We start from the raw sequence: 25203 nt of genomic DNA, 5'->3' as shown, positions 1-25203 counted from the left end.
GTGTTGACCATCATGGAGAAACCCGCAATGCCATTGCGCACGGTTCAACGCCGGTTTCCACTGCATGTCCATATCAGCGTGATGTTCACCTTCCTGTTGTTGCTGACCGGAGTGCTGCTGGGTCTTTTCAACTACCGGCAAACGACCCAGATCATATTGTCGAGCAGTGAAAAACTCTTCAACCGTATCGAGCAGGATGTCCGGCTGGACCTGCACTCGACCTATGCACCCATTCGCCATCTTTTGAGCCTGCTGGCACTCGATCCGGCGGGCCAGTCCGCTGACCTGGAGCACCGCCTGGCACTGCTCAAGCCGTTCAGCCAGTCGCTCGAGGACAACCCCAATCTGGCTTCGCTGTACCTGGGCTACGACAATGGAGACTTTTTCATGGTCCGCCCGCTACCTACCCCAGAGGTCAAGGCCCTGGTCAAGGCCCCGGACACGGCGGCTTACCAGGTCTGGAGCATCGAGCACGACAGCAGCGGCCAGGCCCGTTCCCAGTCGTTGTTTTTCGACACGAACCTGGCACTTGTCAGCCGCCAGGACAACCTGAACGACCCCTACGACCCTCGCAGCCGTGCCTGGTTTACCAGTGCGCGCAACGACAGTGACCAGATCACGACCGAACCCTATATCTTTTTTTCCACCCATAACATTGGCACAACGCTGGCACGACGCAGTGGCGACAAGGCAATCATCGCCGCCGACCTGACCCTGGCCGAACTCAGCGCGACCCTGGCCAAACACGTCGTGACTCCCAATACCGAAATCGTGCTGTTCGATGGCGAAGGCAATGCCATTGCCTATCCCGACAGCCGCAGGCTGATCATCGACGATCAGACATCGCGCCTGATCAAGGCGGCGGATCTGAGCCCCAGCCTGGCTGCGTTGCTCAGCAACCCCGCGCAAGGCAATCGCCTGGACGCCAATGGCCGACAGTGGATCGTCGCCCGCAGCAGCATGCAGGAAGGCGGACCACAAGGTCTGCAACTGGCTTTGCTGGTACCGGAAGACGAGTTGCTCGTCGATGCTTACCGGATGCGCTGGCAAGGCGCGCTGATTACTCTGGCAACATTGCTGTTATGCGTGCCGCTGGGCTGGCTGACGTCAAGGATCCTGGTCAAACCCTTGCGCGCCCTGGTGCAGGAGGCCGATGCGATTCGCAGTTTCGATTTCAACTTTCCGCTTTCCCGTCGCTCACCGGTGCTCGAAGTCGACCAACTGAGTGTGTCGATGGCACGGATGAAAGACACGCTGGCGAGCTTCTTCCAGATCACTGACAGCCTCAGCGCGGAAACCCGTTTCGCCCCGCTGCTGCAACGGGTGTTGTTTGAAACGGTGAAAATCGGGCAGGCCCAGGCCGGCCTGATCTATCTGCGCGAAGCTGATGGCGGGCACATGCAACCCCACGGACTGGTCATCAATAACACCGCCGAAAACCTGCAATCCTTCGGCATCCGCGGGCATTCGCTGGAAAACCCGCAAAGCCCGCCTTGGCTGCAGCAATTGGCAAACGTCGACAATGTCGTCAGCAACCTTGGGTTCGAGCAGGCGGGCGATCTGCAGAAAGTCTTGCTCGCGCTGAACAGTCCCCGGGTCCATCTGGTCGGAATCCGCCTGCACAACCGTCACAACGAAACCGTGGGACTGCTGGTGTTGCTATTGGCCGACAGCGGCGAGCAAAGCGACCTGGACAAACTGCGGCCGGACCGCATTGCGTTCCTCCAGGCCGTATCCGGCGCGGCGGCCGTGTGCATCGAAAGCCAGCGCCTGCAAGCCCGGCAAAAACAACTGCTGGACGCCTTCATACAGCTGCTGGCCGGTGCAATCGACGCCAAAAGCCCCTATACCGGCGGCCATTGCCAGCGCGTCCCGGAACTGACCCTGATGCTGGCCCACGCGGCGGCGGCCAGCCAGGAACCGGCCTTCAGTGAATATCAGCCGAGCGAAGATGAATGGGAGGCACTGCACATCGCCGCCTGGCTGCACGATTGCGGCAAGGTCACCACACCGGAATACGTCGTCGACAAAGCCACGAAGCTGGAAACCCTGACCGATCGCATCCACGAAATCCGTACCCGCTTCGAGGTGCTCAAGCGCGATGTCTGGATCGGTTACTGGCAGGCCATTGCCCTGGGCGGCGACGAGCAATCGCTGGCTGAACTGCGCAATGCCAGCCTGGCCGGGCTGGATGACGATTTCGCCTTCGTTGCCCGCTGCAATCTGGGTGGCGAAGCCATGGCCGACGCTGATCTGCAACGCTTGCGCGACCTGGCCGGACGCACCTGGACCCGGACCCTGGATGACCGGCTGGGCGTGTCCTGGGAAGAGAACCGGCGTCAGGCCCGAACGCCCGCCCCCACCCTGCCCGTCAGCGAACCGTTACTGGCGGACAAACCCGAGCACCTGTTCGAACGCAACGAAAACGAATTGATACCGCAGGACAATCCCCTGGGCTTCAAACTCGACGTTCCGCCCCACAAATACAACCGGGGCGAGCTGTACAACCTGAGCATTGTCCGCGGCACCCTGACGAGCGAGGAGCGTTATGTCATCAATAACCACATCGTCCAGACGATCCTGATGCTCAACCATCTGCCGTTCCCCGCGCACCTGCGCAGCGTCGCGGAAATAGCCGGCGGGCATCACGAGAAAATGGACGGCAGCGGTTATCCGAAACGCTTGAAGCGGGAAGAGATGAGCCTGCCGGCGCGGATGATGGCGATTGCCGATATCTTCGAAGCGTTGACGGCAGCCGACCGCCCCTACAAAAAAGCCAAGACCTTGAGCGAGGCGCTGGGCATCATGGCGTTCATGTGCCGTGATGCCCACATCGACCCGGAACTGTTCGGGCTGTTCATCAAGGCGCAGATCTACTTGCAGTACGCCAGGCGCTTCCTCGACCCTGCGCAGATCGATGCGGTGGACGCATCGGGCCTGCTGGCCAAGGCCGGCCTGGCGTCTTGATCAGCAGTCGGTCAGGCGCAGGAAAATCGTCGCCAGTTGTTCGATGCCGGCCTGGTCCTGCGCAGTGAAACGCGCCAGTTTCGGGCTGTCGAGGTCGAGCACGCCGATCAACCGGCCGTCCTTGACCAGCGGTACCACCAGCTCGCTGTTCGAGGCGCTGTCACAGGCAATGTGACCGGGGAACGCGTGCACATCCTCGACCAACTGAGTCTGCAAGGTGGCGGCCGCCGCCCCGCAGACGCCACGCCCGAACGGAATCCGCACGCAGGCGATCTGCCCCTGAAACGGGCCGAGCACCAGCTCCTCATTACGGTTGAGGTAGAACCCGGCCCAGTTCAGGTCATCGAGCTGATTGAACAGAAACGCCGAGAACTGCGCGGCATTGGCGATGAAATCCCGCTCGTCCGCCAGCAAGGACTCCAGTTGCGCATGCAGCATGCCGTAGCCTTCGAGACCCTGGCCGCTCTGCTGTAAATCGATCATGCCTTGTGCTCCAACAGTTTCAGCCCGACCCAGTAACGGGCAAATTGATAGGCGCAACGTCCATTGCGATTGCCCCGGCCGGTGGCCCAGCGTACCGCCAGAATGTCCAGCTCTTCGCTGCGCTGCCATGCCAGCCCGGCCTTGGCGGCCAACTGGCCGATCCAGTGCTCGACAACGTTGAGGAAGTGTTCCTGGGTAAACGGATAGAACGACAGCCACAGGCCGAAGCGGTCCGAGAGCGCGATCTTGTCTTCCACGGCTTCGCTTGGATGCAGCTCGCCGTCGACCCGTTTCCAGTTTTCGTTGTCGCTTTCCTTTTCCGGCACCAGGTGGCGACGGTTGGACGTGGCGTACAGCAGAACGTTGTCCGGTGCCTGCTCCAGCGAACCATCCAGGACGCTTTTGAGCACTCGGTAATCGCCCTCGCCCGACTCGAACGAAAGGTCGTCGCAAAACAGCACGAAACGCTGGGGCAGCTTGCCGATCTGTTCGACCACCCGCGGCAGGTCTGCCAGGTGATCGCGTTCAATCTCGATCAAACGCAAACCGGCTTGAGCGTGCTCGGCCAACAAGGCGCGCACCAGCGACGACTTGCCGGTGCCGCGCGAGCCCCAGAGCAAGGCATGGTTGGCGGGCATGCCATCGAGGAATTGCTGGGTATTGCGCCCCAGCTGTTCGACTTGCCGGTCGACGCCGATCAGGTCGGACAGGCGCATGTCGAGGCTGACTTCCAGCGGCATCAGATAACCGCCGCGCGACTCACGCTGCCAGCGCGCGGCCAGGCATTGCGTCCAGTCGATGGCTGGCCTTGGTGCCGGCAGCAACGGCTCGATACGGGCCAGAACGGCATCGGCACGTTCAAGAAAAGCATTCAATCGGGAATCCACGACTTCTCCTCGGGCACATTCACAGTAATGATGGTGATACAGCGGCCAAACACCGCGTCACACAGTGGCTGACCCCGCAGTACAGGCCTCGCGAGAACGTCAGCAGACAGACATGATCGGCTATGCTTGAGCAGCGAAAGGAAACGGAAGTGGTTCACCCCCCCATGGACATCAAATTCACCAACCGGCTGTCATTCAAGCAAGCCCGGCTTACCGTGCTGGTCGGTTTCATTTTGGGCACGCTGCTCAGCCTGCTGCAAATAGGCATCGATTATGCCAGTGAAGACGCCTCCATCAATCGTGAAATCCTTTCATTACTTGAAATCAGCCACAACCCGGCCTCGCGAATCGCCTACAACATCGACGCCGAACTCGCCAAGGAACTGACCCAGGGCCTGCTGCGCTCGCCGGCAATCATCGGCGCGAAACTGACCGACAACAACGGCACCGTGCTGGCCAACGTCAAACGATCCGGCATACAGAACGACTATCGATTGTTCAGTGACTTCCTGTTCGGGGCCAATCGGCAGTTCGAAGACCGGCTCTACCTGGATCATTTACCCAACGAGTCCCTGGGCACACTGCGGCTGAACGTCGACACTTATGCCTTCGGCAACCGTTTCCTGCGCCGGGCCGAAGTGACCCTGCTCAATGGCTTCGCCCGTAGCCTGCTGCTGTCCGGCATCCTGCTGGCGCTGTTCTATGTGATGCTGACCAAACCTCTGGTGCGGGTCATCCGCGAGCTCAGCGGTCGCGACCCGAGCAGTACCGAACCGACGTCGCTGGAGTGTCCCGCCGGGCACGCCAACGATGAGATCGGCGTGCTGGTCAAGGTTGCCAACCAGCAATTCAAGAACATCGCCACCGAAATCCAGCAGCGGCGCAATGCGGAAAACCGTCTGACCGAATATCTGGGTCAACTGGAAAACATCGTCTCGGCCCGCACCGCCGAGCTCAAGGCGATCAACGCCCGGCTGAGCCAATCCAATGAGGAACTGGAAGCCGCCCGCAGTACCGCCCTGGACATGGCCGAAGCCCGCTCGGTGTTCCTGGCGAACATGAGCCATGAAATCCGCACGCCCCTCAACGGCTTGCTCGGGATGATCGCACTGTCCCTCGACGGACCGCTGAATGCCGAACAACAGCAACAACTGTCGATCGCCCATGACTCCGGCAAGGTGCTGGTGGAATTGCTCAACGATATTCTCGATCTGTCGAAGTTCGATGCCGGCCAACTCGAACTCGAACACATTCCCTTCGACCTCGGCTCGCTGATCGAAGACACCGCCAACCTGCTGTCGCAGAACGCCGCCCCCAGTGTCGAACTGACCTGCCTGATCGATCCGCATTTCCCGGCGCTGGTGCTCGGCGATCCGACCCGCGTGCGGCAGATCGTCAGTAATCTGCTGTCCAACGCTCTCAAGTTCACCCGGTTCGGGCGAGTCGACGTGCGCCTGTCGACGTTCGGCGACGGTGTCCGGATCGAGGTGTGCGACACCGGCATCGGCATTCCTCAAGATGCCCAGGTCAAGATATTCCAGCCCTTCACCCAGGCGGGTGCCGGCATTACCCGCCAGTTTGGCGGTACCGGGCTGGGTCTGGCGCTGACCTACAACCTGTGTGAAGCCATGCAGGGACGCCTGTCGATCAGCTCCGAGGCGGGTTTTGGCAGCCAGTTCTGCGCGGACTTGCCATTACCCAGCCATACCCGCGCAATGCCTGCCGTTTCGCTCAAGGGCAAAGTCATCGCCATCACGGCCGCCAGCAGCGGGCTGGGCGAGCTGCTGAACAGCCTGTTGCCTGGCTGGGGGCTGGACTATGAACGGCGCTCCATGGATGACCCACTGCTTGGCCTGGCGGCCGACGTGCTCATCACCGACTGCCCCGAATGCCTGTTCACTTTGCGCCCCACCCTCAGTGCGCCGATCCTGCTGATCACCGCCTATGGCAATTTCATGCCCGGCGAAGAGGTCCACGCCCTCGCCCCCCTGCAACAACAGGCCCGCCCCCTGGCCCGCAATACGCTGTTTCAGACCTTGCGGCGGATCCTGCAACCGCAAGCCCGGCCGGTCAACGATGTCCCGCTCGACGCGCAATGTCCGCAACGACGCGGGCGCGTACTGCTGGTGGAAGACAATCCGGTGAACCAACTGGTGGCCAAGGGCATGCTCGGCAAGCTCGGCTGCGAGGTCACCACGGCGGCTCATGGTGGCGAGGCCCTGGATCAACTCGAACAACGGGAGTTCGATCTGGTGCTGATGGACTGCAACATGCCGGTGATGGACGGCTATGAAGCCAGCCGGCAAATCCGCCGCAGCGGACGCTGGCCTCAACTGCCGATCGTCGCCCTGACGGCCAACGCCATGTCGGAGGAGCGCGAGCGCTGCCGTGCCGCGGGCATGAGCGACTACCTGGCCAAACCCTTCCGGCGCGAAGAACTGGCCGCGCTGCTGGACTTGTGGATCCCCGCTACGACAGCGCCTTGATCTGCCCCAGCAGATGATCGAGACCATCGCGCAAGTCGTTGAGACGATTCAGATCGACCCCGCTGTCGCACAACAGGCGCGCCTTGAGTGGCCCGACCTGATCGCGCAAGGCCATGCCGGCCGGCGACAGGCTCAGATGCACCTCACGCTCATCGCGCGCCGAACGCTGACGCTGCACCAGTTGCAGTTGTTCGAGGCGCTTGAGCAAGGGTGTCAGCGTGCCGGAATCCAGGGCCAGACGCTCACCCAATGCCTTCACGGTCGGTTGCTCGGGAGCTGCCTGCTGCCACTCCCACAGCACCAGCATCGCCAGGTACTGAGGGTAAGTCAGGCCCAACTGATCGAGCATGGGCTTGTAGGCGCGAATCACCGCCCGGGAAGCAGCGTACAGCTTGAAACACAGCTGGCTGTCGAGCTTCAGGGAATCAACTGACAAGGTGGTCATTTGAGCAGGGCTTCGATCTCTTGGGTCAGGTCCTGCGGCTTGGTCGCCGGGGCGAAGCGCTTGACCAGTTGCCCGTCCTTGCCGATCAGGAACTTGGTGAAGTTCCACTTGATGCCCTGGGAGCCCAGCACACCCGGAGCGCGCTTTTTCAATTGCACGAACAACGGATGGGCGTCGGCACCGTTAACGTCGATCTTTTTGAACAGCGGAAAGCTGACACCGAAGTTCAGCTCGCAGAACTCGGAGATCGCCCCTTCATTGCCCGGCTCTTGCTTGCCGAACTGGTTGCAGGGAAAACCGAGCACCACCAGGCCCTGGTCCTTGTAGGTCTGCCAGAGTTCTTCCAGGCCTTTGTACTGCGGAGTGAAACCGCATTTGCTGGCCGTGTTGACCACCAGCACGGCTTTGCCGGCGAAATCCGCCAGGGTCTTTTGCTCACCCTTGATCGTGGTGCAAGGGATGCTCAGCAGGTTGTCGCTCATGTTTGGGGTTCCGAGTGAATGCCAGAGACAACAAAATAGCGAGCAATTGAATTGTGTGCAATTTAAATAATGGTACAGACGCCCAACTGCAGGAGCTGGCTTGCCAGCGATGGCGTCCCTTGGTGCACCGCTGCACTTGAGGGCCTCTTCGCTGGCAAGCCAGCTCCTACAGGGCTCGCATTACGAGCGGGGTACGAGTTCCAGGCACACCGAATTGATGCAATAACGCAGGCCCGTCGGCGGCGGACCATCAGGGAATACATGCCCCAGGTGCGCGTCGCATTTGGCGCAGACCACTTCGGTGCGGATCATGCCGTGGCTGACATCACGGATTTCGGTCATGGCGCTGTCGCCGATCGGCGCATGGAAGCTGGGCCAGCCGCAGCCGGAATCGAACTTGGTCGCCGAGTCGAACAGCGGCTCCTTGCAGCAGATGCAGTGGTAGACCCCGTCGGTCTTGGTGGCGTTGTACTTGCCGGAAAACGGTCGTTCGGTGCCCTTGAGACGGCACACGTTGTACTGCTCTGGATCGAGCATCGCCTTCCATTCTTCCAGGGTTTTTTCCAACTTTTCCATCATCACACCTCAGCGGCTGAAAAAGCCCGATCTGTACCTTTTCCACGGATCGGGCGGCACGTATGATTGCGCCTCGTCAAACGCCAGTCTGGCAGCCAGACCACGCGCATTCAAACGGAAATATGGGTGCTGCATCTCAAGGCGTCAGGCCTGTGTGAATACGCAGGATTCCCAGTACGGTTGTCCAAACGCCGTCTGGATCGTTCATTTTCGGGAACACATCGCCATGCAGGTCAGCAAATCGAACAAGCTCGCCAACGTCTGCTACGACATTCGCGGCCCGGTGCTCAAGCACGCCAAGCGCCTGGAAGAGGAAGGCCATCGCATCCTCAAGCTGAACATCGGCAACCCGGCGCCTTTTGGTTTCGAAGCGCCGGATGAAATCCTCCAGGACGTGATCCGCAACCTGCCGACAGCCCAGGGCTATAGCGATTCCAAGGGTCTGTTCAGTGCGCGCAAGGCCGTGATGCAGTACTACCAGCAAAAGCAGGTGGAAGGCGTCGGCATTGAAGACATCTACCTGGGCAATGGCGTTTCCGAACTGATCGTGATGTCGATGCAGGCCCTGCTCAACAACGGCGACGAAGTGTTGGTGCCCGCTCCCGACTATCCGCTGTGGACCGCAGCCGTGAGCCTGTCCGGCGGCAATCCGGTGCACTACCTGTGCGACGAGCAGGCCAACTGGTGGCCGGACCTGGCCGACATCAAGGCCAAGATCACCCCGAACACCAAGGCGCTGGTGATCATCAACCCGAACAACCCGACCGGCGCGGTGTATTCGAAGGAAGTGCTGCTGGGCATGCTGGAACTGGCCCGCCAGCACAATCTGGTGGTGTTCTCCGACGAGATCTACGACAAGATCCTTTATGACGATGCCGTGCACATCTGCACCGCCTCCCTGGCGCCGGACCTGCTGTGCCTGACCTTCAACGGTCTGTCCAAGTCCTATCGCGTGGCCGGTTTCCGTTCCGGCTGGATCGCCATTTCCGGCCCGAAACACCACGCCCAGAGCTACATCGAAGGCATCGACATGCTGGCTAACATGCGCCTGTGCGCCAACGTGCCGAGCCAGCACGCTATCCAGACCGCCCTCGGCGGTTATCAGAGCATCAATGACCTGGTGCTGCCGCAGGGCCGCCTGCTGGAACAACGCAACCGCACCTGGGAATTGCTCAACGATATTCCGGGCGTAAGCTGCGTCAAGCCGATGGGCGCGCTGTATGCATTCCCGCGCATCGACCCCAAGGTCTGCCCGATCCATAACGACGAAAAATTCGTCCTCGACCTGCTCCTTTCCGAAAAGCTGCTGGTGGTTCAAGGCACTGCATTCAACTGGCCATGGCCAGACCACTTCCGCGTCGTGACCCTGCCACGGGTCGATGACCTGGAGATGGCCATCGGGCGCATTGGCGGCTTCCTCAAGTCATACCGCCAGTAACCGGCCCGTCACCGTGCGACGCTGCTGCAGCGTCGCACGGTGATTCATTCAGCAACACATGCATGCGCGCCACCGGTGGCAGCCGCTTCGCGCCCTGCCGGATGTCGCCCGACCTGCTCGCGCCTAACAAAGGCGGGGGCTTTCGACAGGATTTGACTGACAAACACTTCCCGCACTCGCGTCGGAAATGCCCTGCAAGCAGCTAGACTATTGCCGTAGGACACAGTTTGAAATAGTCACCCGGTTGAATACCCCGGTGCAGCACCTTATATACCCCGCAGTAAGCTACATCTTTAGCATGAGGAGATTTCTACAACCATGATGCGCATCCTGCTGTTCTTGGCCACTAACCTGGCGGTCGTGCTGATTGCCAGCATCACCCTGAGCCTTTTCGGCTTCAACGGGTTCATGGCGGCCAATGGGGTTGATCTGAACCTCAATCAGCTGCTGATCTTCTGTGCGGTCTTTGGTTTCGCAGGTTCGCTGTTCTCGCTGTTCATCTCCAAGTGGATGGCGAAGATGAGCACCAGCACCCAGATCATCACCCAGCCACGCACCCGTCACGAGCAATGGCTGCTGCAAACCGTCGAGCAACTGTCCCGCGAAGCCGGGATCAAGATGCCCGAAGTCGGTATCTTCCCAGCCTATGAGGCGAACGCCTTCGCCACCGGCTGGAACAAGAACGACGCACTGGTCGCGGTGAGCCAGGGCTTGCTCGAGCGCTTCTCGCCGGATGAGGTGAAAGCCGTCCTGGCCCACGAAATCGGCCACGTGGCCAATGGCGACATGGTTACCCTGGCGCTGATCCAGGGCGTGGTTAACACGTTCGTGATGTTCTTCGCCCGGATCATCGGCAATTTCGTCGACAAAGTGATTTTCAAGAACGAAGAAGGCCAGGGCATTGCCTACTATGTGGCGACCATCTTCGCCGAACTGGTCCTGGGCATCCTCGCCAGCTCCATCGTCATGTGGTTCTCGCGCAAACGCGAATTCCGTGCCGACGAAGCCGGCGCAAACCTGGCCGGTACTGCCGCGATGATTGGCGCCCTGCAGCGCCTGCGTGCGGAACAAGGCCTGCCGGTGCACATGCCCGACACCTTGAACGCCTTCGGCATCAACGGTGGCATCAAGCAAGGGTTTGCCCGCATGTTCATGAGCCACCCGCCGCTGGAAGAGCGTATCGACGCCTTGGCGCGTCGTCGGGGCTAACAGGCTCCACAGCAAATCAAAAGGCCCGCTGCGATGCGGGCCTTTTTTTGTCTGCTGATTATTGGGGTGTCTGTGAGGCCCTCATCGCGAGCAAGCTCGCTCCCACAGGGGATCGCGGTCAAATGTGGGAGCGAGCTTGCTCGCGATGAGGCCAGAACAAACAACCTGTCTTTTAGCGGGTGGAAACCCGATACACCCGCTCCTCAAGCCGCGTCACACCCGCCTCCAGGAATTTCCCGCTCTCGCTCAACACATCCTGATCTTCCAGGATCTTCAGCGCCCATGAGTCCCCGAACAACCGCTGCACCTCATCGTCAAGCACGGCAAACGGCGGGCCGGGCAATTGCGCCTGGTTATAGTCCAGGGTAATCAACAAGCCATGGGACTCTTTGGGCAGTATCCGCTTCAAATGGGCAGCGTAACGCTCTCGCATTTGCGCCGGCAACGCGATCAACGCCGCACGATCATAAACAGCCGAGCAATCGGCAACATCGCCGGCCGTGAGCTCAAAGAAATCACCGCACCACAGCTCGATGGAACCTGCCCGATAAACCTTGAACGGCCCCTGCTCGCTGACGGCCGGATCAAAGCCATGCTCGCTGAAAAACTCCTCGATGGCTTTTTCCGACAATTCGACGCCCAGGACCTCATGGCCTTGATGGGCGAGCCATAGCAAATCCAGGCTTTTTCCACATAACGGCACCAGCACGCGTGACCCCTCTTCAAGGCTTAACGCTGGCCAGAACCGCTTCAGATGAGGGTTCACCTGCGGCAGGTGAAAGCCGATCTGGTTCGCCGCCCACTTTTTGTGCCAAAACTCCGGCTGCATAAATAACCCCGAAAATTCGATCAAAACACCCTAAAACTTATATTAGATTTAGATCAATGATCTGACTGAAGATGTTGCATCTTAACTCTCAGGAGCTCTTTCATGTTCCCCAGCCTGTACATATCCCACGGCTCCCCCATGCTCGCCCTCGAGCCCGGCGCCAGCGGGCCGGCCCTCGCCCGCCTGGCCGCCGAAATACCCAGGCCCAAGGCCATCGTGATTGTGTCGGCGCACTGGGAAAGCCATGAGCTGCTGGTCAGCGGTAATCCACAACCGGAAACCTGGCATGACTTCGGCGGCTTCCCCAAAGCCCTGTTCGAGGTCCGCTACCCGGCTCCCGGCGATCCACGACTCGCCGCAGAGGTTGCCGAGTTACTGCAAACCGCTGGTTTGCCTGCACGTATCGACAGCAATCGGCCTTTCGACCATGGCGTGTGGGTGCCTTTATCGCTGATGTACCCGCAAGCCGACATCCCGATTGTCCAGGTTTCGCTGCCCACCCGCGGCGGCCCCGCCCTGCAGACCGGCGTCGGCCACGCACTGGCCAGCCTGCGCGAGCACGGAGTCCTGCTGATTGGCTCCGGCAGCATCACGCACAACCTGCGGGAACTCGACTGGCATGCCGGCCCCGAGAGCGTTGAACCGTGGGCCCAGGCGTTTCGCGACTGGATGATCGACAAGCTCGCCGCGAACGACGAAGCCGCGTTGCACGACTATCGCGCGCAAGCACCGAATGCCGTGCGCAACCACCCCAGCGACGAACACTTGCTGCCGCTGTACTTTGCCCGCGCTGCCGGCGGACCGTTCAGCATTGCCCATCAGGGGTTCACCATGGGTGCGTTGGGCATGGACATCTACCGCTTCGGCTGAGGCTTTTGCGCAGGCAAAAAAAATCCCCGAACAAGTCGGGGATTTTTCATGTTCGATCAATCAGCTCGAGAGCGGATCAATCTTCGCGGTAGCGACGCAGCTTCAACTGCTTGCCGGCAACGCGAGTGTCCTTCAGCTTGGTCAGCAACTTCTCGAGACCGTCTTCCGGCAGCTCGACGAGGCTGAAGCTGTCACGCACCTGGATGCGACCGATCGCTTCACGGGCCAGACCACCTTCGTTGAGGATGGCGCCCAGCAGGTTCTTGGCAGCGATACCGTCACGCGCGCCCAGCGCGGTACGGCAACGTGCACGGCCTTCGCCCAGTGGCATCGGAGCACGACGCTCGCGGTCACCACGCTCAGGACGATCACCGGAACGCTCTGGACGATCGCCACGCGGTGCGTTGTTCGGCACCAGTGGACGCTCTTTCTCGATAGCGGCCAGGTTCAGCGCTTGACCGTTGGTTGCCTTGCGCAGCAGGGCTGCGGCCAGGGCACGCGGGCTGCAACCGATGTCGGCGGTCAGGCGATCGAGCAGATCACCGTGAGTCGATTCGGCCTCGGCCACCAGCGGCGACAGGCTGTTGGTCAGTTTCTTGATGCGCGCATCCAGAACGGCTTGAGCGTCCGGCAGGCGAACTTCAGCAACTTTCTGACCGGTTACACGCTCGATCACTTGCAGCATGCGGCGCTCACGCGGAGTCACCAGCAGCAGTGCACGACCTTCGCGACCGGCACGGCCGGTACGGCCGATACGGTGAACGTAGGACTCTGGGTCGTACGGCATGTCAACGTTGAATACGTGAGTGATGCGCGGAACGTCCAGGCCACGAGCAGCAACGTCGGTCGCCACAACGATGTCCAGACGGCCATCCTTGAGGGAGTCGATCACGCGCTCACGCTGGTTCTGGGCGATGTCACCGTTCAGCGCAGCGGCTTTGTAGCCTTTGGCTTCCAGGGCACTGGCCAGGTCCAGGGTCGCTTGCTTGGTGCGCACGAACATGATCAGGGCGTCGAAATCTTCCACTTCCAGCAAGCTGAGAACGGCCGAAGTCTTCTGGTCAGCGTGAACCAGCAGGTGAGCCTGCTCGATCGCGGTAACGGTCTGGGTCTTGGTCTGGATCTTCACGTGTTGCGGATCGCGCAGGTGGCGTTCGGCAATGGCACGGATCGACTGCGGCAAGGTGGCCGAGAACAATACGGTCTGACGGGTGGCAGGCAGAGCCTTGAAGATAACTTCCAGGTCGTCCATGAAGCCCAGTTTGAGCATTTCGTCAGCTTCGTCGAGAACCAGGTGGTTCACGGTCGCCAGTACTTTTTCGTCACGACGCAGGTGGTCGCACAGACGGCCCGGAGTGGCGACAACGATCTGTGCGCCATTACGGATTGCTTTCAATTGTGGGCCCATCGGCGCGCCGCCGTAGACAGCCACAACAGTTACGCCCGGCATTTGCTTGGCGTAGGTTTCGAAAGCGGTTGCAACTTGTAGCGCCAACTCACGAGTTGGGGCCAGGATCAGGGCTTGCGGCTCGCGCTTAGCAGGATCGATGCGATGCAGGATCGGCAGGGCGAACGCAGCGGTTTTACCCGTACCGGTTTGCGCCTGACCAATCATGTCGTGACCGGCCATGATGATCGGGATCGATTGCTGCTGAATAGCCGATGGCTCTTCGTAGCCAGTCGCGGTGACGGCTGCAAGAATATTCGGATTAAGATTAAAAGCGGCGAAGCCGCCGGTTTCCTGGGTCATGGGTCTGCCTCTAAGTGCATCCGCAAAGACCCATGCTCCAAAGCTGCGCGTGCCGTGTTGAGACTCAAGAGTCGCCCTGGCAGCTTTGTCGGCGGGGATTTGCGAAAACGAATGAATGAAAAGAATCGTCAAGGGAGAGTCCGCAGTACGGACATGCAGCCGAAGCTGACTTCGGGGAATTGCTCTACCTAAACGCGGCCCGGCTAAAGGCCGGCGCGCACTATACCGGAATTCGCCCAAAAAGGGAGCTTTTTTTATCGGAAATCCACCGGATACACCGTTGTGTCACAGGCTTTGCGAATAATCGGTCAGCCGTCTATTTTTCAAAGGCCCGGCTTGGCGGGTGACGGCGCTAAAACGGTTCACCCTTTGCCGTGCAGACCGCAGGTCCCGCACGCCTTTCCCACCCCGAGGATCGCTCCATGAATCAGCCCAGTTCCAGTCGAGTCAGCCGCGAACGGCGTGGTCATGTGTTCCTGATCGGCCTGGATCGGGTAGCCAAGCGCAACGCCTTCGATCTCGACCTGCTCAACGCCTTGAGCCTGGCCTATGGCGAGTTCGAAGCCGACAGCGAAGCGCGGGTGGCGGTGGTGTTCGCGCATGGCGAGCACTTTACCGCCGGGCTCGACCTGGTCAATGCCAGCGCCACACTCGCCGAAGGCTGGCAGGTCCCTCCTGGCGGCTGTGATCCGTGGGGGGTGTTCGCCGGTCCCAGGGTCAGCAAACCGGTGATCGTCGCCGCCCAGGGATATTGCCTGACCATCGGCATCGAGCTGATGCTGGCCGCCGACATCAACCTGTGCGCCAGCAACACCCGGTTCGCGCAGATGGAAGTGCAACGCGGGATCTTCCCGTTCGGCGGCGCCACCCTGCGCCTGCATCAGGTCGCCGGCTGGGGCAACGCCATGCGCTGGTTGTTGACCGGTGATGAGTTCGACGCCCGCGACGCCTTGCACCTGGGGCTGGTGCAGGAGGTCATGGCCAGCGAGGACTTGCTGCCCCGGGCGGTTGAACTGGCAGAACGAATCGCCCGCCAGGCCCCGCTTGGGGTACAGGCGACACTGATGTCCGCGCGACAGGCTCGCTATGAAGGAGAAACCGCAGCGGCACAGGCGTTGCCGCTGCTGGTCAAGAAATTGATGGCCAGCGAGGACGTCAAGGAAGGTGTGCGGTCGATGGTGGAGCGGCGGCCGGGGGTCTTCAAAGGGCTTTAACTCTGCATTGCCCGTTAGAAAGCCATCGCGGGCAAGCCCGCTCCCACAGGGTCTTGTGGACACCGAAGATCCACTGTGGGAGCGGGCTTGCCCGCGAAGGGGCCCGTCCAGACGATCAATTAATCAGGTAGCCGGACGAATGCACTTGATCAACGAATCCAGCGAATACCCCAACCGCGGAGCCAGCGCTTCGGCGCGGGTGATCAGCCCGTCCATGTCCAGATCCTGATCCAGCTCCGAGGGCACGATCAGGATCACGTTGCCCTCCTTCACCGGCAGTTCCCAGTAATGGCGGTGATACAACCCGCGCAACAAGGCGGCACCCAGGGGTTTGCCATCGTCGGTAGCCCACTGATTGATGACCAGCCAGCCCCCAGGATTCAATCGCTTCTGGCAGTTTTCCAGGAAACTCCAGGCCAGATGCCCGACACCCGGGCCGACATCGGTATAAAGGTCGACGAAAATCAGGTCGGCCGATTCCGCGGTATCCAGCAACTCCAGCGCATCGCCAACGCGGATGTACAGGCGCGGATCGTCATCCAGCCCAAGGTATTCGATGGCCAGGCGCGGCACGTCCGGGCGCAGTTCGATGGCTTCGACATCTTCCAGCGGCAGGAACTTGAGGCAGGCCTGGGTCAGCGTCCCGGCGCCGAGGCCGAGAAACAGTGCGCTGTCCGGTTGTTCATGGCACAGCGCACCGATCAGCATCGCCCGGGTGTAGTCGTATTCGAGCCAGCTCGGATCGGCCGTGAACACGCAGCTTTGCTCGATGGCATCACCGAACTCGAGAAAACGGTAATCGGCCACTTCCAGCACACGAATCACGCCGAACTCGTCCTGCACCTCGGCGAGCAGATGCTCGACGCGCTCCTCAGTCATTTCATCTCCTGATCGTCACCGGGGCCGGCAACGCAATAACACCGCGTGTAGAGAGCGGCAAAGGCGAGATTGTCGACGAAGCGACGGGAACAGGTCACGCACTAATTTGCTGATAACATGGACGTCCGAGCGAAAACACTAGAGACCGTGATGAGCCAACCCTGGAGCCCTGACAGCTGGCGCGCCCTGCCGATCCAGCAACAACCCCGATACCCCGACGCCGCGCATTTGCAGCAGGTCGAACAGACCCTGGCCAGCTATCCGCCGCTGGTGTTTGCCGGCGAAGCCCGGGAGTTGCGCCGTCAGTTCGCCGAGGTGACCCAGGGCCGTGCGTTTCTGTTGCAGGGTGGCGACTGCGCCGAAAGCTTCGCAGAATTCTCCGCGGCGAAAATCCGCGACACCTTCAAGGTGTTGCTGCAGATGGCCATCGTGATGACGTTTGCCGCCGGCTGCCCGGTGGTCAAGGTCGGGCGCATGGCCGGGCAGTTCGCCAAGCCGCGCTCGGCCAACGACGAAACCATTGATGGCGTGACCCTGCCCGCCTACCGTGGCGATATCGTCAATGGCATCGGTTTCGACGAAAAAAGCCGCGTGCCGGACCCGGAACGCCTGCTGCAGTCCTACCACCAGTCCACCGCCACCCTGAACCTGTTGCGCGCGTTCGCCCAGGGCGGTTTTGCCGACCTGCATCAGGTGCACAAGTGGAACCTGGACTTCATTGCCAACTCGGCGCTGGCGGAAAAATACAGCCACCTGGCCGACCGCATCGATGAAACCCTGGCGTTCATGCGCGCTTGTGGCATGGACACTTCGCCACAACTGCGCGAGACCAGCTTCTTCACCGCCCACGAAGCACTGCTGCTGAACTACGAAGAAGCTTTTGTGCGTCGCGACAGCCTGACCAACGATTACTACGACTGCTCGGCGCACATGCTGTGGATCGGCGACCGCACCCGACAGCTGGACGGCGCCCACGTCGAATTCCTGCGTGGGGTGAACAACCCGATAGGGGTCAAGGTTGGCCCGAGCATGAACCCGGACGACCTGATTCGCCTGATCGACGTGCTCAACCCGGACAACGACCCGGGTCGCCTGAACCTGATCGCACGGATGGGCGCGAATAAGGTCGGCGATCATTTGCCGCAACTGATCCGTGCCGTCCAGCGCGAAGGCAAGCAAGTGCTGTGGAGTTCCGACCCGATGCACGGCAACACCATCAAGGCCAGCAGCGGCTACAAGACACGCGACTTCGCGCAGATCCTTGGCGAGGTGAAACAGTTCTTCCAGGTGCACGAAGCCGAAGGCAGTTATGCCGGTGGTATTCACATCGAAATGACCGGGCAGAACGTGACCGAGTGCATCGGCGGTGCACGGCCGATTACCGAGGACGGTTTGTCGGACCGCTACCACACCCATTGCGACCCGCGGATGAATGCCGATCAGTCGCTGGAGCTGGCGTTTTTGATTGCCGAGACACTGAAGCAGGTTCGACGCTAAATCCCGTCGCCGCCATCGCGAGCAAGCTCGCTCCCACATTGACCGCGTCGCTCACAGATTTTGTGTGCGGCGCGGATCCTGTGGGAGCGAGCTTGCTCGCGATGGCGTCAGATCAAACACCACCAATTTGTGTGAATGCCACCCGCAACCGCGCCGCACTCGCCCGCGGGCAATTCAACTGAACCTGCGCCAACCCCAACCAATCCGCCATCTGCCGCAGATTGACCGCCAACGCCAGCATCCCCTCGTCGTCCAGCCCCGTTTGCTCTTCATGCACTGCATGCACTGCCAAACGTCCGGCGGCCCGCTCGGCACGCAGATCGACCCGCGCGGCAATCCGTTCGTTGTGCAGGAAGGGCAGCACGTAATAGCCATAAACGCGCTTGTCCTGCGGCGTGTAGATCTCCAGCCGATAGCGGAAATCAAACAGTCGCTCAGTCCGGTTGCGCTCCCAGATCAACGAATCGAACGGCGAAAGCAATGCACTGGCCGCAACTTTGCGTGGCACTTTTGGCTCCGGCAGACAATAGGCCGGTTGTCGCCAGCCCTGGACTTCGCAAGTGAGCAATTCTCCGGCCTCGACCAGTTCAGCCAGTCGCGGACGGCTATCGGCGGGGTTCAAACGGAAATAGTCACGCAAGTCCTTCTCCGTACCGACACCCAGGGCCGCTGCCGCATGCCGCAACAGGCCACGCTGGGCATCGCCTTCACTCAGGACGGGGTGCGCGAGTACAGCCGAGGGAATCACGCGCTCCGGCAGATCGTAGAGCCTTTCGAATCCGCGCCGGCCGGCAACGGTCACTTCACCGGCAGCGAACAACCATTCCAGCGCATGCTTCTCCGCGCTCCAGTCCCACCAGGGCCCGGCCCGCTCCTTTCGGGTCGACAGGCTCCCGGCGCCCAATGCGCCCTGCTGCTCGACCGACGCCAGCACCCGACGAATAGTGTCTTGCTGTTCACGCCCAAAACGCGCCAATTGCTGATAGATGTCTTCGCCACGGCTCGCACGCTGCATCCGCCAACGCATCAAGGGATACATGGAAAGAGGCAGCAACGAGGCTTCATGGCCCCAATATTCAAAGAGTGTTCGGCGACGGCCCTGACTCCAGGCAGCCTGGTCGAGCAAATCGGCAGGATAGTTGCCGAGGCGGGAAAACAGCGGAAGGTAGTGCGAACGCACCAAAGCATTGACCGAGTCGATCTGCAAGATACCCAGGCGCTCGATCAAGCGGTTGATCCCGGCAGGCCTGATCGCAACTGGCGGCTGACGCCCGGTAAAACCTTGGGCAGTCAGCGCCAGGCGCCTGGCCTGTTTCATGGAAAAGCTCAGGGAAGCAATCATTCAATGGCTCATCGGCAAGGCTCTCGCCACCATAGCGGCAGGCGCGAAAAACGCCAAGGCCGACGCGTCAGCGCTTGAGCGGATCATCCCAGAATGGCCGCGATGCCTCCCGTACCACATCGGCCCGACTCAAGCCGATATCGCGCAGACGCTCATCACTCAGACGCGCCAGTTCCACGCGCTCGTTGCTCAGTTGATGCCAACGCCGCAGTTTCACGACCACGTTGGTTAGCGGTTTCCTGAACGTTCTCAGTGCAACGCCCACTGCCTGTAACGTAACGCTTCCTGCAATGTTTTTTCGTTCCATCACTGCATACCTCGAAATTGAGGACGCAATCTTCGATGGGTCCGGGAAAACGCTCCAGTCAGGGTCTATGACGATCTGTTGCGGGCCGGTGCCGACCCCTTTAGCCCGGGCTTTTGCCAGGATAACGGGGTCGTGACCGGAGATTTCCACAATCCGCCGGGCTTACTTTCCGCGCCCCATCGGATCCTGCCAGAAGTGCAGTTCGGCTTCGTGTGCAACGTCCGCGCGACTGAGTCCGATGTCCTTCAGCGCCTCATCACTCATGCCCGCCAGCATTTCGCGTTCACGGTGCAGTTCGTACCAGCGATTGATTTTGTGCAGCAGGTCCGATACCAGGTGGATGGAGTGTTTTTCAACTTCGACAAAACCTTTTTGACCTTTCATCTTGTTGCCCTCCGTTTGGATGGCCCCAGTCTCGCGCCAGGTCTAAGATCAATCCAACGAATGTTTCTGATGTCACACATCTCGGAGATTGATGGATGTCCGCCTACCCGAGTATCGATACCGAAGTGCTGCGTACCTTCGTCGCGATCGCCGACCAGGGTGGCTTTACCCGTGCAGGTGAATTGGTCAACCGCACTCAGTCCGCCGTCAGCATGCAGATGAAGCGACTGGAAGAAGATGTACTGCAGCGCCAGTTGTTCCAACGCGACGGCCGGCAGGTGCGACTGACCGCCGAAGGCCAGATTTTGCTGGGCTATGCACGGCGAATCCTCAAGTTGCACAGCGAGGTTTTCAATACCCTGCGCGAGCCCGACATGGTCGGCACGGTGCGCATCGGTACGCCGGACGATTACGTGATGCGATTCCTCCCGGGGATTCTGCGCCGGTTTGCCCAGTCCTACCCGCTGATCCAGATCGAAGTGCACTGCGAATCATCGAAACAGCTGTTGATGCGCCAAGACCTGGACCTGTCCATCGTGACCCGCGAGCCGGGCAGCGAAATCGGCCAGTTGTTGCGCAAGGAGCGTTTTGTCTGGGCCGAGGCGCAATGCTACAGCGCTCACGAACAGACACCGCTGCCGCTGGCGATGTTCAACAGTGATTGCTTCTGCCGCCTGTGGGCCTGCAATGCCCTCGATGCCCAGGGGCGCGATTACCGGGTGGCGTACAACAGTGACAGCCTGTCGGCGATCATGGCAGTGGTCAGTGCCGGCCTGGCCGTCACCGCGCAGCTGGAAAGCCTGATTACCGCGGACATGCGCATCCTCGGTGAAGCCGAGGATCTGCCGTTGTTGCCCGAGGCCAGCATCATGCTCGTGCGCAATTTGCATAACCCGTCACCGATCACCGAGTGCCTGGCCGAGCACATCGTTGAAGGCTTCAAACTTTGAAGGCGAGCATCACCGCGCAGAACACCAGGAACCCGCAAAACAGCCCGCGCAACAATCGCTCCGGCAATGCGTGGGCAACCTTCACGCCCCAACTGATGCTCATCAGCCCGCCGACCGCCAAGGGTAGGCCGATCACCCAGCTGACCTGATGGTGCACGGCGTAGGTCACCAGCGTAACCCCGGTACTCGGCAAGGCCAGCGCCAACGACAACCCCTGCGCAACCACTTGGCTGGTGCCGAAAAGACTGGTCAGCACCGGTGTCGCCACCACCGCGCCCCCCACACCGAACAGCCCGCCCATCGTGCCGGATGCAGCGCCAAGCACGCCCAGCCAGGGCCATGAGTAGTTCATCTGCGAAGCCGCCGGGGCGTTGGCGGTGAACATGCGCACGAGGTTGTACGCCGACAGTGCGATCAGGAACGCGACAAAGCCTATGCGCATGGTTTGCGCATCAATGCCCACGGCCCAGATCGATCCGAGCCAGGCGAAGCAGAATCCCATGATGGCCAGCGGCAGCGCGTGGCGCGGCTCGATCCGGTTGCGCTGATGATAGCGCCACAGCGCCAGCATCACGTTCGGCACCACCATCACCAACGCTGTGCCTTGGGCAATCTGCTGGTCGAGCCCGAACAGCACGCCCAGCAGCGGAATGGCAATCAGGCCGCCACCGATTCCAAACAAACCGCCAAGCGTGCCCAGGGCGGCACCAAAGACCAGGTACATCAGAAAGTCGATCACGGCCAATTTCTCCTCACTTCATGGAATCGATCCTACGCAGTTGCTTCTGGCGCGGAAACGCACAGCGACGCACAATGGCTGTGCCAATTTCGCATAAGCGTTTACCTGCCATGAACCCCAATCAACTGACCGACCAATTGGCTCTGTTCCTTGATGTACTGGAAACCGGCAGTTTTTCCGCCGCCTCACGCCGTCATCCGTTGACCCCTTCGGCCGTGGCACGGCGGATCGACAGGCTGGAAAACGCGGTCGGCAGCCAATTGTTCATCCGCAGCACTCACGCGGTACGCGCCACCCCGGCGGGATTGGCTTTTGCCGAGCGGGCACGGCGGATCGTCGCCGAGTTGCGCCTGGCGCGGGCCGAGGCGGTGTCCCTGAGCAGCGCCCCGGAAGGCCTGATTCGCATCGATGCACCCGCAGCGTTTGGGCGTCGGCACCTGGCGCCGGTGATTGCCGATTTCCTCATGCTCTACCCGGGGCTCGACGTCCAACTGCACCTGATCGACAGTTTCGTCGACATGCAGGGCCAGAACCTCGGCAAGGTCGATCTGGTGCTGCGCGCCGGACAATTGGCCGACACCCGACTGGTGGCCACGCCTCTGGCGAGCATGGTGCGTATCGCCTGTGCCAGCCCCGATTATTTGCGCCGCCGCGGCGTGCCGACCGACCCGTCACAGCTGACAGACCATGACGGACTCGATTGGGATGGCCTAGCCCCGCTTTTTGCCTGGCGATTCGAGAGCGACGGACAAATGCAATTGCACCGGCCGGCGCGGGTCCGCATGAGCGCCAACAATGCCGAAGCACTGGTATGCGGCGCATTGGCCGGACTGGGAATTGCGCATCTGCCAACCTGGCTGGCCAGCGAATACCTGTTGCGCGGTGAGTTGCTGCCGCTGTTCTGCGACAGAGGCCTGCCGAAACCGGAAAATACCGGCATCTATGCCTTGCGCCTGGAACAACAACCCAATTCCCGCAGCCGCTTGTTGCTGGAGTACCTGAAAACCCGCTTCAGCCCGGTTCCGCCCTGGGATCTGTTGCTGCAAACCCATTTGCAGCAACACTGATCAGAATTATCTGGCGCATTAAAGATTCGCCCGCTAGATTCTTCAGATCACAGATCAAGGCTTCGACATGACCACCGAGCGCAACACCCCGGATAATTGCGACAACCTGCTGCTGGACAATCAGGCCTGCTTCGCCCTGCATTCCACTTCGCTGATGATGACCAAGGTCTACAAACCCTTGCTGCAAGCGCTGGGCCTGACCTACCCGCAATACCTGGCGATGATGGTTTTGTGGGAACGGGATGGTTTGACCGTAGGCGAAATCAGCACGCGATTGCTGACCGATCCCGGCTCATTGACGCCGCTGCTCAAGCGCCTGGAAGCCGAAGGCCTGCTGAGCCGTACCCGCAGTCGTGAGGATGAGCGCGTGGTGATTGTCGAACTCACCGAACAGGGCCGGGCCTTGCGCGACAAAGCCCGGGATGTTCCCCAATGCATTCTCGGCGCCAGCGGGATGACCCTGGAGCGCCTGCAAAACCTGCAAGCGGAGCTGCAGGAACTGCGTCGGCACCTGCAAGACAGCCTGTAATTTCAAGGCCAGCACATCCCCCCTGTGGGAGCGAGCCTGCTCGCGAAAGCGGTGGGTCAGTCGACATCTCTGTTGGATGTGCCGGCCTCTTCGCGAGCAGGCTCGCTCCCACATTTGTTTTGCGTGGGACCGAAAAGCCGGGTTCGCCACTTTTTCTTGAAAATCCCCCTCGATAGCTCTAGCTCGACACTTCCAACCAAAACTCCCCGCTGCCTTTTCGTCTATTTCAAATTTCTTTGAGAAATTATCTTGCGCACTAAATATTTGCGAGATACATTTATCTCGCACTTACTTAGCGCGCAAACATTTAGCGCAAAATAAACCAACCCTGAACGAGGCTTCCACCATGCAAACTCTCTACACCGCAATCGCAACTTCCACCGGTGGCCGTGACGGTCGTGCGGTTTCCAGCGACAACATCCTCGACGTCAAACTCGCCACCCCGAAAGAACTCGGCGGTGCCGGTGGGGCAGCCACCAACCCCGAGCAACTGTTCGCCGCCGGCTACTCTGCCTGCTTCATCGGCGCGCTGAAATTTGTGGCCAGCCAGACCAAGCGCAGCATCCCGAACGACGCCTCGATCACTGCCCATGTCGGCATCGGCCAGATCCCTGGCGGCTTCGGTCTGGATATCGACCTGCACATCAGCCTGCCAGGTCTTGAACAGGCCGATGCACAAGCGCTGGTCGACGCGGCCCACCAGGTCTGCCCGTACTCCAACGCCACCCGTGGCAACGTCGATGTGCGTCTGCACGTAACCGTCTAAGCGCTGACTCCCCAGGCCCGAACAGGAAACGAACATGAACACTTTCAGCAAAGTCTTGACCGGTACCCTTCTCGCCCTGTCCATCAGCAACGCGTTTGCAGGCACCGGGGTCGAACACAACACCCAGGCATTCCTCGACGCTCTGAACGCCGGTACCGGCAAGCCGATGGAACAAATGACGCCCGCCGAAGCCCGCGCCGTTCTGGTAGGGGCGCAGGCCGGGGTGAAGCTGACGCTGCCAAAAGCCGATGTCAGCCAGAAGACCATTCAAGTCGAAGGCCAACCGATCAGCCTGACCATCGTCCGGCCGGCCGGGGTCAAGGGCGAGCTGCCGGTGTTCATGTTCTTCCACGGCGGTGGCTGGGTGCTGGGCGACTTCCCGACCCACGAGCGGCTGGTGCGTGATCTGGTGACGGGTTCCGGTGCAGCGGCCGTCTTCGTCAACTACACGCCGTCGCCGGAAGCGCACTACCCGGTGGCGATCAACCAGGCTTACGCCGCGACAAAATGGGTGGCCGAGCACGGCAAGGAAATCAACGTCGATGGCCAGCGCCTGGCGGTAGCCGGCAACAGTGTCGGCGGCAACATGGCGGCGGTGGTCGCGCTGATGGCCAAGGACAAGGGCTCACCGGCGATCAAGCTCCAGGTGCTGTTGTGGCCGGTGACTGATGCCAACTTCGAAACCGCGTCCTACAACCAGTTCGCCGAAGGGCACTTCCTCACCAAAAACATGATGAAGTGGTTCTGGGACAACTACACCACCGACGCCAACCAGCGTAACGAGATTTATGCCTCACCCCTGCGGGCAACCACCGCCCAGTTGAAAGGATTGCCTCCAGCGCTGGTGCAGACCGCCGGTGCCGACGTGTTGCGCGACGAAGGCGAAGCCTACGCCCGCAAGCTCGATGAAGCCGGTGTGCCGGTGACCTCGGTTCGCTATAACGGCATGATCCACGACTATGGTTTGCTCAACGTGGTGAGTCAGGTGCCGGCGGTGCGTTCGGCGATGCTACAAGCGTCTGAAGAACTGAAGCATCACTTAAAGAAATAACACCATCACCCTGTAGGAGCCGGCTTGCTGGCGATGGCGTCTTCAAGATCGCCATC

At 60.7% G+C, this 25203-nt stretch carries 24 protein-coding genes; 12 read left to right on the top strand and 12 right to left on the bottom strand.

Translation table 11 applies throughout. The annotated features are described in order from the left end of the window. Positions 1-27: 27 nt before the first annotated feature. The gene (locus EI969_RS20090; RefSeq protein WP_160389321.1) at positions 28-2967 is read left to right on the top strand and encodes an HD domain-containing phosphohydrolase; all 2940 of its coding nucleotides are present in this window, start codon (positions 28-30) and stop codon (positions 2965-2967) included. Here EI969_RS20090 and EI969_RS20085 read toward each other — a convergent pair whose 3' ends face one another. Both EI969_RS20085 and EI969_RS20080 read right to left on the bottom strand, forming a co-directional pair. Then, the gene (locus EI969_RS20085) at positions 2968-3450 is read right to left on the bottom strand and encodes a GAF domain-containing protein (protein WP_160389320.1); all 483 of its coding nucleotides are present in this window, start codon (positions 3448-3450) and stop codon (positions 2968-2970) included. Continuing rightward, the gene (locus tag EI969_RS20080) at positions 3447-4337 is read right to left on the bottom strand and encodes an ATP-binding protein (protein WP_160389319.1); all 891 of its coding nucleotides are present in this window, start codon (positions 4335-4337) and stop codon (positions 3447-3449) included. Before EI969_RS20080 ends, EI969_RS20085 begins: the two co-directional genes overlap by 4 nt. A 122-nt stretch (positions 4338-4459) precedes the next feature. On the opposite strand from EI969_RS20080, the gene EI969_RS20075 reads away from it, so the two are divergent. Further along, the gene (locus EI969_RS20075; RefSeq protein ID WP_160389318.1) at positions 4460-6823 is read left to right on the top strand and encodes a response regulator; all 2364 of its coding nucleotides are present in this window, start codon (positions 4460-4462) and stop codon (positions 6821-6823) included. Here EI969_RS20075 and EI969_RS20070 read toward each other — a convergent pair. From EI969_RS20070 to msrB, 3 genes are all read right to left on the bottom strand, one after another. Further along, positions 6807-7268, bottom strand: a complete 462-nt coding sequence (locus tag EI969_RS20070; protein WP_160389317.1) for a MarR family winged helix-turn-helix transcriptional regulator — start codon at positions 7266-7268, stop codon at positions 6807-6809. The two genes, EI969_RS20075 and EI969_RS20070, sit on opposite strands and share 17 nt — an antisense overlap. After that, complete coding sequence (locus EI969_RS20065; RefSeq protein ID WP_110659420.1) at positions 7265-7750, bottom strand: glutathione peroxidase; 486 nt, start codon at positions 7748-7750, stop codon at positions 7265-7267. The genes EI969_RS20070 and EI969_RS20065 overlap by 4 nt, the downstream gene beginning before the upstream one ends. A 180-nt stretch (positions 7751-7930) precedes the next feature. Continuing rightward, positions 7931-8326, bottom strand: a complete 396-nt coding sequence (gene msrB, locus EI969_RS20060; RefSeq protein WP_160389316.1) for a peptide-methionine (R)-S-oxide reductase MsrB — start codon at positions 8324-8326, stop codon at positions 7931-7933. Between the two features lie 226 nt (positions 8327-8552). Between msrB and EI969_RS20055 the strand changes: the two genes are divergently transcribed. Together EI969_RS20055 and htpX are read left to right on the top strand one after the other, a co-directional pair. Next, a complete protein-coding gene (locus tag EI969_RS20055; protein WP_007973513.1) occupies positions 8553-9764 on the top strand; it encodes a pyridoxal phosphate-dependent aminotransferase in 1212 nt (403 codons plus the stop codon). Positions 9765-10082: 318 nt separating this feature from the next. After that, positions 10083-10973 (top strand): protease HtpX, encoded by an 891-nt coding sequence (htpX, locus tag EI969_RS20050; RefSeq protein ID WP_095061105.1) that lies wholly within the window; start codon positions 10083-10085, stop codon positions 10971-10973. 172 nt (positions 10974-11145) lie between these two features. Here the strand turns inward: htpX and EI969_RS20045 are convergent, their stop codons facing one another. Beyond that, on the bottom strand, positions 11146-11802 hold the full coding sequence (locus EI969_RS20045; RefSeq protein WP_160389315.1) for a thiopurine S-methyltransferase: 657 nt from the start codon (positions 11800-11802) through the stop codon (positions 11146-11148). Positions 11803-11904: 102 nt separating this feature from the next. On the opposite strand from EI969_RS20045, the gene EI969_RS20040 reads away from it, so the two are divergent. After that, the gene (locus tag EI969_RS20040) at positions 11905-12672 is read left to right on the top strand and encodes a class III extradiol ring-cleavage dioxygenase (protein ID WP_160389314.1); all 768 of its coding nucleotides are present in this window, start codon (positions 11905-11907) and stop codon (positions 12670-12672) included. Between the two features lie 76 nt (positions 12673-12748). Here EI969_RS20040 and EI969_RS20035 read toward each other — a convergent pair whose 3' ends face one another. After that, positions 12749-14422 carry a DEAD/DEAH box helicase gene (locus EI969_RS20035; protein WP_034150150.1) on the bottom strand — a complete coding sequence of 558 codons (1674 nt, stop codon included), beginning with the start codon at positions 14420-14422 and terminating at the stop codon, positions 12749-12751. A gap of 422 nt (positions 14423-14844) precedes the next feature. Here EI969_RS20035 and EI969_RS20030 point away from each other — a divergent pair, with 422 nt between their 5' ends. Further along, entirely contained in the window at positions 14845-15636 is a 792-nt protein-coding gene (locus EI969_RS20030) for a crotonase/enoyl-CoA hydratase family protein (protein ID WP_160389313.1), read from the top strand. Between the two features lie 123 nt (positions 15637-15759). On the opposite strand, the gene EI969_RS20025 is transcribed toward EI969_RS20030, so the two are convergent. Further along, a complete protein-coding gene (locus EI969_RS20025; RefSeq protein WP_160389312.1) occupies positions 15760-16515 on the bottom strand; it encodes a spermidine synthase in 756 nt (251 codons plus the stop codon). A 150-nt stretch (positions 16516-16665) separates the two neighbouring features. Between EI969_RS20025 and EI969_RS20020 the strand changes: the two genes are divergently transcribed. Further along, positions 16666-18012, top strand: coding sequence for a class II 3-deoxy-7-phosphoheptulonate synthase (locus EI969_RS20020; protein ID WP_056727104.1), 1347 nt, complete (start codon positions 16666-16668; stop codon positions 18010-18012). A 112-nt stretch (positions 18013-18124) separates the two neighbouring features. Here the strand turns inward: EI969_RS20020 and EI969_RS20015 are convergent, their stop codons facing one another. The 3 genes from EI969_RS20015 to EI969_RS20005 all read right to left on the bottom strand — a co-directional run bounded on the left by EI969_RS20015 (position 18125) and on the right by EI969_RS20005 (position 20045). Then, on the bottom strand, positions 18125-19354 hold the full coding sequence (locus EI969_RS20015) for a winged helix-turn-helix domain-containing protein (protein WP_160389311.1): 1230 nt from the start codon (positions 19352-19354) through the stop codon (positions 18125-18127). Positions 19355-19421: 67 nt separating this feature from the next. Beyond that, on the bottom strand, positions 19422-19661 hold the full coding sequence (locus tag EI969_RS20010) for a DUF1127 domain-containing protein (protein ID WP_160389310.1): 240 nt from the start codon (positions 19659-19661) through the stop codon (positions 19422-19424). A gap of 162 nt (positions 19662-19823) precedes the next feature. After that, positions 19824-20045 carry a DUF1127 domain-containing protein gene (locus EI969_RS20005; protein WP_150717529.1) on the bottom strand — a complete coding sequence of 74 codons (222 nt, stop codon included), beginning with the start codon at positions 20043-20045 and terminating at the stop codon, positions 19824-19826. A 95-nt stretch (positions 20046-20140) separates the two neighbouring features. Between EI969_RS20005 and EI969_RS20000 the strand changes: the two genes are divergently transcribed. Beyond that, a complete protein-coding gene (locus EI969_RS20000) occupies positions 20141-20995 on the top strand; it encodes a LysR substrate-binding domain-containing protein (RefSeq protein ID WP_160389309.1) in 855 nt (284 codons plus the stop codon). On the opposite strand, the gene EI969_RS19995 is transcribed toward EI969_RS20000, so the two are convergent. Then, a complete protein-coding gene (locus EI969_RS19995; protein ID WP_160389308.1) occupies positions 20985-21734 on the bottom strand; it encodes a sulfite exporter TauE/SafE family protein in 750 nt (249 codons plus the stop codon). The two genes, EI969_RS20000 and EI969_RS19995, sit on opposite strands and share 11 nt — an antisense overlap. Positions 21735-21844: 110 nt before the next feature. On the opposite strand from EI969_RS19995, the gene EI969_RS19990 reads away from it, so the two are divergent. The 4 genes from EI969_RS19990 to EI969_RS19975 all read left to right on the top strand — a co-directional run bounded on the left by EI969_RS19990 (position 21845) and on the right by EI969_RS19975 (position 25147). Then, positions 21845-22801 carry a LysR family transcriptional regulator gene (locus EI969_RS19990; protein WP_160389307.1) on the top strand — a complete coding sequence of 319 codons (957 nt, stop codon included), beginning with the start codon at positions 21845-21847 and terminating at the stop codon, positions 22799-22801. Positions 22802-22868: 67 nt separating this feature from the next. After that, the gene (locus EI969_RS19985) at positions 22869-23330 is read left to right on the top strand and encodes a MarR family winged helix-turn-helix transcriptional regulator (RefSeq protein ID WP_160389306.1); all 462 of its coding nucleotides are present in this window, start codon (positions 22869-22871) and stop codon (positions 23328-23330) included. Between the two features lie 346 nt (positions 23331-23676). Continuing rightward, the gene (locus tag EI969_RS19980; protein ID WP_046031808.1) at positions 23677-24096 is read left to right on the top strand and encodes an organic hydroperoxide resistance protein; all 420 of its coding nucleotides are present in this window, start codon (positions 23677-23679) and stop codon (positions 24094-24096) included. A gap of 34 nt (positions 24097-24130) precedes the next feature. Continuing rightward, positions 24131-25147 carry an alpha/beta hydrolase gene (locus EI969_RS19975; RefSeq protein WP_160389305.1) on the top strand — a complete coding sequence of 339 codons (1017 nt, stop codon included), beginning with the start codon at positions 24131-24133 and terminating at the stop codon, positions 25145-25147. The last annotated feature ends 56 nt before the right edge of the window (positions 25148-25203 follow it).

Source organism: Pseudomonas sp. PB101, assembly GCF_009764265.1.
GTDB lineage: Bacteria > Pseudomonadota > Gammaproteobacteria > Pseudomonadales > Pseudomonadaceae > Aquipseudomonas.
This window is presented reverse-complemented; position numbering and strand designations above follow the sequence as displayed.

Excerpts from the sequence above, each read along its gene's own strand:
- EI969_RS20025 (WP_160389312.1), bottom strand. The coding sequence starts at position 16,515 with ATGACTGAGGAGCGCGTCGAGCATCTGCTCGCCGAGGTGCAGGACGAG.
- EI969_RS19990 (WP_160389307.1), top strand. The coding sequence starts at position 21,845 with ATGAACCCCAATCAACTGACCGACCAATTGGCTCTGTTCCTTGATGTA.
- EI969_RS20085 (WP_160389320.1), bottom strand. The coding sequence starts at position 3,450 with ATGATCGATTTACAGCAGAGCGGCCAGGGTCTCGAAGGCTACGGCATG.
- EI969_RS20075 (WP_160389318.1), top strand. The coding sequence starts at position 4,460 with ATGCTTGAGCAGCGAAAGGAAACGGAAGTGGTTCACCCCCCCATGGAC.
- EI969_RS20035 (WP_034150150.1), bottom strand. The coding sequence starts at position 14,422 with ATGACCCAGGAAACCGGCGGCTTCGCCGCTTTTAATCTTAATCCGAAT.
- EI969_RS20010 (WP_160389310.1), bottom strand. The coding sequence starts at position 19,661 with ATGGAACGAAAAAACATTGCAGGAAGCGTTACGTTACAGGCAGTGGGC.
- EI969_RS20090 (WP_160389321.1), top strand. The coding sequence starts at position 28 with ATGCCATTGCGCACGGTTCAACGCCGGTTTCCACTGCATGTCCATATC.
- EI969_RS19985 (WP_160389306.1), top strand. The coding sequence starts at position 22,869 with ATGACCACCGAGCGCAACACCCCGGATAATTGCGACAACCTGCTGCTG.
- EI969_RS19975 (WP_160389305.1), top strand. The coding sequence starts at position 24,131 with ATGAACACTTTCAGCAAAGTCTTGACCGGTACCCTTCTCGCCCTGTCC.
- EI969_RS19980 (WP_046031808.1), top strand. The coding sequence starts at position 23,677 with ATGCAAACTCTCTACACCGCAATCGCAACTTCCACCGGTGGCCGTGAC.
- EI969_RS20000 (WP_160389309.1), top strand. The coding sequence starts at position 20,141 with ATGTCCGCCTACCCGAGTATCGATACCGAAGTGCTGCGTACCTTCGTC.
- msrB (WP_160389316.1), bottom strand. The coding sequence starts at position 8,326 with ATGGAAAAGTTGGAAAAAACCCTGGAAGAATGGAAGGCGATGCTCGAT.
- htpX (WP_095061105.1), top strand. The coding sequence starts at position 10,083 with ATGATGCGCATCCTGCTGTTCTTGGCCACTAACCTGGCGGTCGTGCTG.
- EI969_RS20015 (WP_160389311.1), bottom strand. The coding sequence starts at position 19,354 with ATGATTGCTTCCCTGAGCTTTTCCATGAAACAGGCCAGGCGCCTGGCG.
- EI969_RS20040 (WP_160389314.1), top strand. The coding sequence starts at position 11,905 with ATGTTCCCCAGCCTGTACATATCCCACGGCTCCCCCATGCTCGCCCTC.
- EI969_RS20065 (WP_110659420.1), bottom strand. The coding sequence starts at position 7,750 with ATGAGCGACAACCTGCTGAGCATCCCTTGCACCACGATCAAGGGTGAG.
- EI969_RS20030 (WP_160389313.1), top strand. The coding sequence starts at position 14,845 with ATGAATCAGCCCAGTTCCAGTCGAGTCAGCCGCGAACGGCGTGGTCAT.
- EI969_RS20020 (WP_056727104.1), top strand. The coding sequence starts at position 16,666 with ATGAGCCAACCCTGGAGCCCTGACAGCTGGCGCGCCCTGCCGATCCAG.
- EI969_RS20045 (WP_160389315.1), bottom strand. The coding sequence starts at position 11,802 with ATGCAGCCGGAGTTTTGGCACAAAAAGTGGGCGGCGAACCAGATCGGC.
- EI969_RS20070 (WP_160389317.1), bottom strand. The coding sequence starts at position 7,268 with ATGACCACCTTGTCAGTTGATTCCCTGAAGCTCGACAGCCAGCTGTGT.
- EI969_RS20055 (WP_007973513.1), top strand. The coding sequence starts at position 8,553 with ATGCAGGTCAGCAAATCGAACAAGCTCGCCAACGTCTGCTACGACATT.
- EI969_RS20005 (WP_150717529.1), bottom strand. The coding sequence starts at position 20,045 with ATGAAAGGTCAAAAAGGTTTTGTCGAAGTTGAAAAACACTCCATCCAC.